Annotated in this window: 6 protein-coding genes; 5 read left to right on the plus strand and 1 reads right to left on the minus strand. The window is 54.8% G+C overall.

Features of this window, described 5'->3' with window-relative positions:
• Positions 1-33 precede the first annotated feature (33 nt).
• From mutS to GYMC52_RS06305, 3 genes are all read left to right on the plus strand, one after another.
• Complete coding sequence (mutS, locus tag GYMC52_RS06295) at positions 34-2,745, plus strand: DNA mismatch repair protein MutS (protein WP_013523438.1); 2,712 nt, start codon at positions 34-36, stop codon at positions 2,743-2,745.
• A gap of 14 nt (positions 2,746-2,759) precedes the next feature.
• On the plus strand, positions 2,760-4,652 hold the full coding sequence (gene mutL, locus GYMC52_RS06300) for a DNA mismatch repair endonuclease MutL (protein ID WP_013523439.1): 1,893 nt from the start codon (positions 2,760-2,762) through the stop codon (positions 4,650-4,652).
• A gap of 208 nt (positions 4,653-4,860) precedes the next feature.
• The gene (locus tag GYMC52_RS06305) at positions 4,861-5,886 is read left to right on the plus strand and encodes a LysM peptidoglycan-binding domain-containing protein (RefSeq protein WP_013523440.1); all 1,026 of its coding nucleotides are present in this window, start codon (positions 4,861-4,863) and stop codon (positions 5,884-5,886) included.
• A gap of 250 nt (positions 5,887-6,136) precedes the next feature.
• Here the strand turns inward: GYMC52_RS06305 and GYMC52_RS06310 are convergent, their stop codons facing one another.
• Positions 6,137-7,633 carry a glycine betaine uptake BCCT transporter gene (locus GYMC52_RS06310; RefSeq protein WP_013523441.1) on the minus strand — a complete coding sequence of 499 codons (1,497 nt, stop codon included), beginning with the start codon at positions 7,631-7,633 and terminating at the stop codon, positions 6,137-6,139.
• Between the two features lie 283 nt (positions 7,634-7,916).
• Here GYMC52_RS06310 and GYMC52_RS06315 point away from each other — a divergent pair, with 283 nt between their 5' ends.
• Both GYMC52_RS06315 and GYMC52_RS06320 read left to right on the plus strand, forming a co-directional pair.
• Positions 7,917-9,197 (plus strand): IS110 family transposase, encoded by a 1,281-nt coding sequence (locus tag GYMC52_RS06315; protein WP_012820510.1) that lies wholly within the window; start codon positions 7,917-7,919, stop codon positions 9,195-9,197.
• 396 nt (positions 9,198-9,593) lie between these two features.
• A complete protein-coding gene (locus tag GYMC52_RS06320) occupies positions 9,594-10,943 on the plus strand; it encodes an MDR family MFS transporter (protein WP_013523442.1) in 1,350 nt (449 codons plus the stop codon).
• Positions 10,944-10,949 lie beyond the last annotated feature (6 nt).

Here is a 10,949-nt window from a genome sequence, read left to right on the forward strand (position 1 = left end):
GAGCCTTCGGGCCGAAAAGGTTGGGGAGAAGCGATGCCATCGTACACACCGATGATTCAGCAATATTTGCACATTAAAGCGCAATATCCGGACGCGTTTTTATTTTTCCGGCTTGGCGATTTTTACGAACTGTTTTTTGACGACGCCATCAAGGCGGCGCAAGAGCTGGAAATTACGCTCACAAGCCGCGATGGCGGCGGCGATGAACGGGTGCCGATGTGCGGGGTGCCGTACCATTCGGCGCAAGGATATATTGAACAGTTAATCGAAAAGGGATATAAAGTCGCCATTTGCGAACAAGTCGAAGACCCGAAAACGGCCAAAGGCGTCGTTCGCCGCGAAGTTGTGCAGCTCATCACTCCAGGGACGCTCATGGAAGGCAAAGGGCTCACCGAGAAGGAAAACCACTACTTGGCGGCGCTCACGCCGTTTGCTGATGGTACATACGGATTGGCTTACGCCGATTTGTCGACCGGCGAGGTCCGATTGACGCTTCTTTCTTCGTGGGAGGAAGCGGCAAACGAATTGCACGCCGTTGGAGCGCGGGAGATCATCGTTGCCACAGACAGCGGCGAAGAGTGGGTGCGCGAGCTGAAAGAGCGGTACGGGGCGGCGGTCTCTTATGAGGACGACACATCTCTATGCGACGAATGGAACGGCGTCATCGGCCATGTGGCGCAAGAAAAGCTGCGGCAGGCCGCAGCCCGCTTGCTTCATTACCTCGTCCGCACGCAAAAGCGGCGGCTCGATCATTTGCAGCCGGCTGAGTTGTATCAAGTTGACCACTATATGAAAATGGACCGACATTCCAAGCTGCATTTGGAATTGGTCGAAACAGTGCGGTCAAAAGGAAGGAAAGGCTCGTTGTTATGGCTTTTGGATGAAACGGTGACAGCGATGGGCGGGCGGCTCTTAAAACAATGGCTGGACCGGCCGCTCATTGATCGGCGCGAAATCGAACGGCGCCTCGATTTTGTGGAAACGTTGAAAACGAGCTATTTTGAACGGCAGGAGCTGCGCGACAGGCTGCGCGGCGTTTACGACATTGAGCGCCTTGTCGGCCGTGTCTCCTACGGCAACGCCAATGCCCGCGATCTCGTGCAGCTGAAAAAGTCGCTTCTTCAAGTGCCGGCGCTCCGCCAGACGGTCGGCGCGCTGCCGCTCGCTGAAGCGGACAAGCTGTGCGAGCGCCTTGACCCGTGCGAAGAGCTCGTCGATTTGCTCGAGCGCTCGATTCAAGAACAGCCGCCGCTTTCCGTCAAAGAAGGGAACCTCATCAAAGACGGGTATGACAAGCAGCTCGACCGCTACCGCGATGCGAGCCGCAACGGCAAAGCGTGGATCGCTGAACTTGAGGCGAAGGAGCGGGAAGCGACCGGCATCAAATCGCTCAAAGTCGGCTACAACCGAGTGTTTGGCTACTATATTGAAGTGACAAAGCCCAATCTCCCCCTTGTTCCAGAAGGACGTTACGAACGGAAGCAGACGCTCGCCAACGCCGAGCGCTTTATCACCCCGGAGTTGAAGGAAAAAGAGGCGCTCATTTTGGAGGCGGAAGAAAAAAGCATCGAACTCGAATATGAACTGTTTGTCGCCATTCGCGAGCAGGTGAAGCAATACATCCCGCGCCTGCAGACGTTGGCGAAAGCCATTGCCGAGCTTGATGTGCTTCAATCATTCGCAACGATCAGCGACGAGTATCGCTACGTGCGTCCGCAGTTTTCCACGGAGCGCGTCTTGGTGATTCAAGGCGGCCGCCACCCGGTTGTCGAAAAAGTGCTCGGCGCGCAAATGTACGTGCCGAATGACTGCTACATGAACCGCGAGCGGGAAATGCTGCTCATCACTGGACCGAACATGGCTGGAAAAAGCACGTACATGCGGCAAGTGGCGCTCACCGCCGTCATGGCGCAAATCGGCTGTTTCGTTCCCGCCGAGCGGGCGGTGCTGCCCATTTTTGACCAAGTGTTCACCCGCATCGGCGCTGCTGACGACCTGTCGGCAGGACAAAGCACGTTTATGGTCGAAATGTTGGAGGCGCGCCACGCCATCGCTCATGCGACGCAAAACAGCCTCATTTTGTTTGATGAAATCGGGCGCGGCACATCGACGTACGACGGCATGGCGCTCGCTCAGGCGATCATTGAGTACATTCACGACCATATCGGCGCGAAAACACTATTTAGCACCCACTACCATGAACTCACCGCCTTGGAGCGTTCGCTCCCGCGGCTTTCGAACGTCCATGCCCGCGCCATCGAGGAAAACGGCAAAGTCGTCTTTTTGCATCAAATCGCCGACGGGCCGGCCGACAAGAGCTACGGCATTCACGTCGCCGAGCTGGCCGGGCTGCCGGCTTCGCTCATTGAACGCGCGCGGGCCATTTTAGCGGAACTGGAGAAAGCGGCGGGAAAACAGGAAGCCGCCGCAGGCAGGATGGACGATGGCGCTTTGGCGGAAGCGGGTTTGGCTTTTCAGGGGAACGAAGCGTTAGACGTCGGCAGCAAGGTTGAGCGCGAGAAGGCCTCCCGTCCGTCAGCCGGCGCGGCGCGGGAGGGCGTTTTGGCGGAAGCGGCGTTTGAGCAGCTGAGCATGTTTCCTGACCTTGCCCCGGCGCCTGTGGAGCCGCCGCTTTCAAGCAAAGAGAAAAAGGCGCTCGCGGCGCTGAAAGAGATCAATTTGCTCGAGATGACGCCGCTTGAGGCGCTCAACAAACTGTATGAACTGCAAAAGCTCCTCAAGTAAAGGAGGGAGGCCCGATGGGACGCATCCGCAAGCTCGATGACCTGCTGGCAAACAAAATCGCCGCCGGCGAGGTCGTCGAGCGGCCGGCTTCGGTCGTCAAGGAGTTGGTGGAAAACGCCATTGATGCCCATAGTACGGTCATCAACATCGAGCTTGAAGAGGCGGGAATGGCGAAAATCCGCGTCATCGACAACGGCGACGGCATGGAGGAAGACGACTGCTTGCTCGCTTTTGAACGCCATGCGACAAGCAAAATTCACAACGAGCACGATTTGTTCCGCATCCGCACGCTCGGGTTCCGCGGTGAGGCGCTGCCGAGCATCGCTTCTGTATCCGAAGTGGAGCTGACGACCGGCACGGGCAGCGGACCGGGAACGAAGCTTGTGCTTCAAGGCGGCGCACTCGTCTCCCGCGAGCGGGCGGCGGGGCGCAAAGGGACGGATATTACCGTATCGAACTTGTTTTTCAACACCCCAGCGCGCTTGAAATATATGAAAACGATCCACACCGAGCTCGGCCATGCGGCCGACGTCGTCAACCGGCTAGCGCTCGCCCATCCGGACGTATCATTTCGCCTCCGCCACCAGGGCAAAACATTGCTTGCCACCAATGGCAGCGGCGATGTCCGGCACGTGCTCGCCGCTATTTACGGCGCCGAGACGGCGAGACAAATGATCCCCATCGAAGCGGAATCGCTCGATTTTACCGTTCGCGGCTACATTTCGCCGCCGGACGTGACGCGCGCCTCGCGCAACTACATCTCGCTTGTTGTCAATGGCCGCTATGTGCGCAGCGTGCCGCTCATGAAAGCGATTGAAGCCGGCTACCATACGCTCTTGCCGATCGGCCGCTATCCGATTGTGTTTTTATCCATTGAAATGGATCCGGTGCTTGTCGATGTCAACGTCCATCCGGCAAAGCTCGAAGTCCGCTTTAGCAAGGAAGCAGAGCTGAATGAGCTCGTCACAGACGCGATCCGCCAGGCATTTCGCGAGCGGACGCTCATTCCGTCCGTATCTGCCGACAGCAAGATGGCAAAACCAAAGGCGGAGCAGGCGGCTTGGACGTTCACTCATCGCGTCCGCGAGCCGTCTGTCTTATCGAGCGACATCGGCGGCGGGGAAGATGCGACCGCCCCTTTTGCGCTGCTAACCGGTGACGCACCGGCTGAGCGGCCATCCGCGGCTGTGCAGACGGATGAATGGGGAATACCGGACGAACATGGGCCCGCTTTCGAGCGAAAGCAGGAGGAAGAGGTGGGAGAAGAACGGCGTGCCCTCCGCTTGCCGACAGATGGGCAAGCGGAGGATAAAGCGGCGGCCGATCGCCTGCCGCCGCTTTATCCGATTGGACAATTGCATGGGACGTACATTTTGGCGGAGAACGAACATGGGCTGTATATGATCGATCAGCATGCGGCTCAAGAGCGGATCAACTATGAATATTTCCGGGAAAAACTCGGCGAAGCCACGAAGGAAGTGCAGGAGCTGCTTATTCCGTTGATGTTTGAATATCCAGCCGACGAGTACGAGCGGATCGCCGCCTGCCGCGATGAGCTGGCGCGCTGCGGCGTGTTTCTTGAGCCGTTTGGGCCGCGGGCGTTTCTCGTTCGCTCCCATCCGACGTGGTTTCCGAAAGGGAGAGAAAAGGAAATCATTGAGGAAATGATCGAACAAGTGTTGGCGGCCAAAACGGTCGACATCAAGCAATTGCGCGAACAAGCGGCGATCTTAATGAGCTGCAAGCGCGCCATTAAGGCAAACCAACATTTGCGCCAGGATGAACTGTTCGCTTTGCTTGAGGCGCTGCGGCAGACGACGGACCCATTTACTTGTCCCCACGGCCGGCCGATCATCGTTCATTTTTCGACATATGAAATTGAAAAACTATTTAAACGGGTGATGTAGCCTGCGCCCCCTTTGCGCGACAAAGGGGGCGCTTTTTGTAATCGTTTTGTAATCTACTTTTATTCTTTCTGTTACAGACGGATTGCTTTGATTTTACTATAATGGCTCATGTGTAGGAATACGTGGTGAATTTTGTAGAGTGATAGCGAATTTTGTATAAACATGGATACATAAAGATGGATACATCGACGTCATAGGGGGATGCAGCATGAAAAAAACGGTTGTATTGACAAGCACGTTGATCGGTTCCTTGTTGGCCGGCCACGCGGCATCGGCGGCGAGCTATACGGTGCAAAAAGGCGATACGCTTTGGAAGATTGCCCGGCAATCCGGCACGACGGTCGCAGCGTTAAAGCAAGAAAACGATTTGTCTTCGGATTTGATTTTTCCCGGACAAGTATTGCGCGTCAATGAGCCAAATGAATCGAACGAATCTTCTTCGAATACATATACGGTCGAGCCTGGTGATACGTTAAGCGGAATCGCCCGCAAGTTTGGCACGACTGTGGATGCGCTGCTCAAGCTCAATCCAAGCATTACGAACCCAGACTTCATTCGCGCCGGGCAGAAGCTGCAAGTAGCAGGGGAACAGGAACGTTCCAATACATACAATGTGCAGCCGGCAGCCGTGCCGACAAGCGGCCGGTATATCGTGCAGGCGGGGGATACGCTGCTTGAGATTGCGAACAAGTTTCAAACGACGGTCGACCGTCTATTGGCACTGAATCCGCAAATTACAAACCCGAACACCATCCGCATTGGCCAAGCCATTAAAGTGGCGGGCGGAACGACTGATGTCCGGGAGGCCAAGCAGCAAGTATCGGCCGCCAACTCGGCTGTTGCCGAGTCGTCCGCATCGCTTGCCGACCGAATCATCGATATTGCGGAAAAATATTTAGGGGCGCGTTATTTGTACGGAGCAAGCCCGTCGCGCACCGATGTGTTTGACTGCTCATCGTTTACGATGCGCGTCTTCAGCGAAGCTGGCATTTCGCTGCCGCGCACATCCATCGCTCAGGCGCAAGCGGGAAGAACGGTGTCGTTTGGCCAGTTGCAAAAAGGCGATCTCGTCTTTTTTGACACCGATTCAAACGGGACGATCAACCATGTCGGCATTTACGCTGGCAACGGGCAAATGATCAACGCGACCGTTTCGTTGGGTGTTGCGTATTCGTCGCTGACGTCATCCTATTGGAAAACGCGGTATGTAAAAGCGGTTCGGGTGCTTAACTAACGGAATGAGTATGGGCGTTTTGCCTTTTGCCTAAACACATAACCGAATGCGGCGGAAGGTTGCTCGCATAAAGCATATTTGTGGCTTTGGTGGGCAGCCTTTTTCGTATGCTTTCGAGGCAAAGCCTATTGCCCCAGTTGCCCATCAGGAGAACGGTATGAATCGCAGGGGTTGACAATCATTAGGTATAGAAAAGGTGTCCCGCTTTTAGGGACACCTTTAGTCATTATTCGACAGGTTTTTTCGCTTTTCACACTGTTTCTTGCTGGAAGGAGCGGATAAGGGCCAGAACGATCAAAATCATGATGATCGCAAATGGAAATGCGGCGATAATGGATGCTGTCTGCAACGATTCAAGTCCGCCGACGAACAGAAGGATGGCCGCTGTCGCTGATTGGACAATGCCCCAGACGAATTTGACTGAGTTTGGCGGGTTTAAGCTGCCGTTGGTCGTCTGCATGCCAAGCACAAACGTCGCCGAGTCGGCCGATGTGACAAAAAACGTGCAAATGAGCAAAATGGCGATTCCTGAAAGCAACGTAGCGAGCGGGAAATGTTCGAATGTAAAGAACAAGGCTGTTTCCATTCCTTTTTCACTCATCACTTCGCCAATGCCGGCATGTCGGAACTGTTCGAGATAAAGGGCCGAACCGCCAAAAACCGAAAACCAGAGAGCGCTGAAAATCGTTGGAACCACCAAGACGCCGATCATAAATTCACGGATTGTGCGCCCTCGGGAAATGCGGGCGATGAACGTCCCTACGAACGGCGCCCACGCGATCCACCACGCCCAATAAAAAATAGTCCACACTTTCGGCCAATCATTTTGTTCAAACGGGTTAAGCCGGAAACTCATCGATGGGAGGTTTTGCAAGTACGTCCCGATCGTTGATGTGAACACATCCATAATAAAATTCGTCGGCCCGGCAAACAGCATGAAAACCATGAGCAGCAACGCGAGCGCAATATTTAAGTTGCTCAGCCATTTTATGCCTTTGTTAAGGCCGGTTTGCGCTGAAAGCATAAACAGAATAGTGACAACGACAATGATGAGCAGCTGCGTCGAAAAGCTGTTTGAAATACGGGGAAACAGCTGATGCAATCCCCCACTAATTTGAATGGCTCCCAGCCCTAACGAAGTGGCGACGCCAAACACGGTCGCGTAGACGGCTAACGTATCAATGGCTACCCCGAGGACGCCTTCTGTGCGTGTGCCAAACAGCGGGCGCAACGTGCGGCTAACAACACCGGCCTCCCGTTTGCGAAACTGGAAGTAAGCGAGTGCCAAGGCTAGGACGCCGTAGATCGCCCATGGATGCAGCCCCCAATGGAAAAACGAGTAGCGCATCGCCAGACGGGCCGCTTCCGCTGTCGCCCCTTCCCCTGTTGGCGGCGTGTAATAGTGGGACACCGGTTCGGCCACTCCCCAAAACACTAACCCGATTCCCATTCCGGCGCTAAACAGCATGGCAAACCATGTCATATAGCTGTATTCTGGTTTTTCTCCGTCGCGGCCAAGACGGATATTTCCGTAGCGGGAAAAAATGAGAAACAAACAAAACGCTAAAAACAATGAAGCGCTGAGCAAATAAAACCAGCCGAATTTATCGATTAGAAACGTGTGCACCGCGCTGCTGACCGCATTTAAATTGTAGCGCGGCAATAAAGATTCCGGAATAATCCCCCAAATAATAAACGCAATGGAAATCACAATCGAAATCGAAAAGACAGTCGTTGTTTTTTTCATCTCTCTCCTCCTTACTGGTGCGATGATATGATGGGAGTCGGGTTAGCGGTTTTGGGGATTTCTATTTATAGGGTAACCAAATTCGACAACGGATACAAATGATTCGGATGTTCAACGCATATCATTGGTGCTATCATTTTTTATCATGTAAAATATTCATAGTTTACTTAAATAAGGAGCATTCCCGTTAGGAGCTTTTCCGGGGGACTTGATCAAAAAAAGCCCTCTTGGTATGATGCAGGGGTGTCAAACACATCACTCACCATACCAAGGAGGACTTCAGATGAATTGTACACAAAACTATAAAATTGATCAAGTCACCGAACAAACGCTTGTCGTGGGCATCGATATCGCGAAACGAACCCACTACGCCTGCTTCGTGGATGACCGGGGGCGTGTGCTTCGCAAATCGTTCCCGATCTTCCAGTCGAAAGAGGGCTTTCGCCAGCTGTATGAAGCGATTCAGGAGGCGATGCAAGCGTTCGGAAAGCCGCAGGTGATCGTCGCGGTGGAGCCGACCGGGCACTACTGGTTGAACCTGGCCTACTTCCTCGAGGAGCACGGGATCCCGTTGGTCATGGTCAACCCGGCGCATGTGTGCCGGTCGAAAGAACTCGATGACAACCTGCCGACGAAACATGACGCCAAAGACGCCCTAGTCATCGCCAGACTGGCGAAAGACGGACGATTCCTCGTCCCCCGGCTGCTGCACGAGATCGAAGCCGATTTGCGCGTCGGGAGCACGCTCAAAGAGAAGCTCCGCAAGGAACAGACGGCGGTGAAAAACGCGATCGTCCGCTGGACCGACCGATATTTTCCAGAGTTTTGGACGGTGTTTCGCGACCTGGGGAAAACGGCGCTTTCGGTGCTGGAGTGGACGCCGCTTCCGGCTGATATGGCGGGCCGATCCGCCGAGGAGCTCATCGAAGTGTACCGGCAAAGCGAAGGGCTGAAATGCCCGCAGAAGGCCAAAATTCAGGCGTTGATCGACGCCGCGAAGGACTCGATTGGGGTGACGGAAGGGACGACGATGGCCCGGTTTGAAATCGCCGCGCTCGTCCGCCGATACCGCCAATTGGAGGCTGAGATCGCCGCGTTGGACGCCGAGTTGAAGGCGTTGGTTCAAACGACGATGGAGTATCAATGGCTGAAAACGGTCGACGGGTTGGGAGACGCCACGATCATCGATCTGCTGGCGGAGATCGGCAGCTTCGCCCACTATCGGGACCCGCGTCAATTGGTGAAGTTGGCGGGCCTGACGCTCAAAGAGAACTCCTCCGGCCAGCGCAAAGGGCAAAAGCACATCTCCAAACGGGGACGGAAACGGCTGCGATCGGTGCTGTTTCGGGCGATGATTCCGCTGATCCGGCACAACGAGGCGTTTCGCGAGCTGCATGACTATTACACGACCCGCCCCGTCAATCCGCTGACCGGAAAGCAGTCCATCGTCGCATTATGCCGGAAGCTGTTGAATGTGCTGTTTGCGATTTGTACGAAGAAACAAGCCTTTGACGCGGAGCGAATGAAACAGGACGTCTTGTCCCAGGTGCAACGGGCGGCCTAAGGCCTCCCCCTGCGAACGGAAGAATCGTTGGACAACAGGATGACACCGGAGAAGCTGGCGTGATTTTATCCATTCGACCTTGAGTCCCCAAAGGAGCTTGGCCGGCCTCCGCCTGATGACGAGACCGAACGAGGGAATGTTGGCGCGAAGACGCCCGGAGACATGGGAGGGTTCGTCCTCATCAGCGACGCGGAGATCCAAAGGGTGCATCGAATACGCTTCTCCCCACGGAAGGAAAATATCCCCAGCCGTGGCCGCGAAGCGCACCCTAGGTCTGTAAGATATCCACAAAACTGAAAAAGGATGTAAGGGATTTTGTCGAAAAATATTTTTTGGACACCCCTGAGGGGCCGAAAAGCCTTGATAAATCAACATTTCTAGAGGGAGGTCATTGGTATGAACAGCCGCCCGTCGGTCATGGTCAGCATCGTGCTGGCCATGCTCGTCGCCTCGATGGATACGACGATCATGAACACGACGATGCCGATCATCGCCAAAGAGCTTGGAGGGTTTTCTTTGTACGCCTGGGCGTTTGCGTCATACATGATTACAACGACCGTCCTGTCGCCGATTGCCGGCCGTCTGTCCGACCTGTTTGGCCGCAAAAACGTATTCAGCTTTGGCATCATTTTATTTTTGATTGGCTCGCTTCTTTGCGGTTTGTCGCAAAATATGGTGCAACTCGTCCTGTTCCGCGCCGTACAAGGGGTCGGCGCCGGGTTTATGATGCCGTTTCCGGCCATTATCGCCGGCGATTTGTTTCCGGTGGAAAAGCGCGGAAAGATCCAGGCATTTTTTACCGCCATGTGGGGCATTTCCGCCGTCTTGGCGCCGCTTTTAGGCTCGCTGTTTGTCGAATACGCGACATGGCGCTGGATTTTTTATGTCAACATTCCCATCTGCTTGCTCTCGCTTGTGACGTTGTTTCCATATAAAGAAGTATATGAACCGAAGCGGGCGGCGGTCGATTACATGGGGGCTGCGTTGTTTGCGGCGGCGGTCAGTTTGCTTTTGCTCGTCACCGTCGTTGCGCGGGGGCAATGGTGGTACGGGGCGGCCGGCGCGCTCTTGCTTGTTGCGTTTTACTTTTTCGAAAAACGGCAGCCGTCTCCGCTCGTGCCGCTGTCGCTTGTGCAGCACCGGACGCTCAAATGGATGAACATTAACGGCTTTGTCAGCTGCGTCGCGTTGTTTGGAACGTCAAGCTACATCCCGCTCTTTTTGCAAAACGTCGCCCATTTGTCCGTATTTATAAGCGGCGTTGCCTTGCTTGGCTCGTCCGTTGGCTGGATGATCGCCGCCGTGCCGGCCGGGAAATGGATTTTGCGCTATGGCTACCGTCCGCTTCTCATCATCGGCAATGTGCTGCTGGTTGCGTCCGGCCTGCTTCTGGCGCTGCTGAACGAAAGTCACGGATTTTGGTATGTGTTTTTCGTCATGTTTGTCCAAGGGCTGTCATTCGGGTTGACGTCGACCGTTGGGATCATTGGCTCGCAGCAGCTTGCCGACGCTCATGAAAAAGGAATCGCGACGTCCTTTTTTATGTTTTGCCGCAATATCGGCACGGCGATCGGCGTGACCGTCATGGGAGCGTTTTTGACGAAGGCGCCGACGTTTATGACCGGCATCCATCATTTGTTTTTGTTCGGCCTCATTGGCAGCATCGCGGCGCTTGTCACCTCGCTTTTCATTCATGATGAAGCCGAAGCCGGCCGAAACACGTGGCAGCCGGAAGGAACGGCGTAAGGCGGG

This window comes from Geobacillus sp. Y412MC52, from assembly GCF_000174795.2.
Classification (GTDB): Bacteria; Bacillota; Bacilli; order Bacillales; family Anoxybacillaceae; genus Geobacillus; species Geobacillus thermoleovorans.

Coding starts and splice junctions, on each gene's coding strand:
- GYMC52_RS06320 (WP_013523442.1), top strand. CDS start 9,594: ATGAACAGCCGCCCGTCGGTCATGGTCAGCATCGTGCTGGCCATGCTC.
- GYMC52_RS06310 (WP_013523441.1), bottom strand. CDS start 7,633: ATGAAAAAAACAACGACTGTCTTTTCGATTTCGATTGTGATTTCCATT.
- GYMC52_RS06315 (WP_012820510.1), top strand. CDS start 7,917: ATGAATTGTACACAAAACTATAAAATTGATCAAGTCACCGAACAAACG.
- mutS (WP_013523438.1), top strand. CDS start 34: ATGCCATCGTACACACCGATGATTCAGCAATATTTGCACATTAAAGCG.
- mutL (WP_013523439.1), top strand. CDS start 2,760: ATGGGACGCATCCGCAAGCTCGATGACCTGCTGGCAAACAAAATCGCC.
- GYMC52_RS06305 (WP_013523440.1), top strand. CDS start 4,861: ATGAAAAAAACGGTTGTATTGACAAGCACGTTGATCGGTTCCTTGTTG.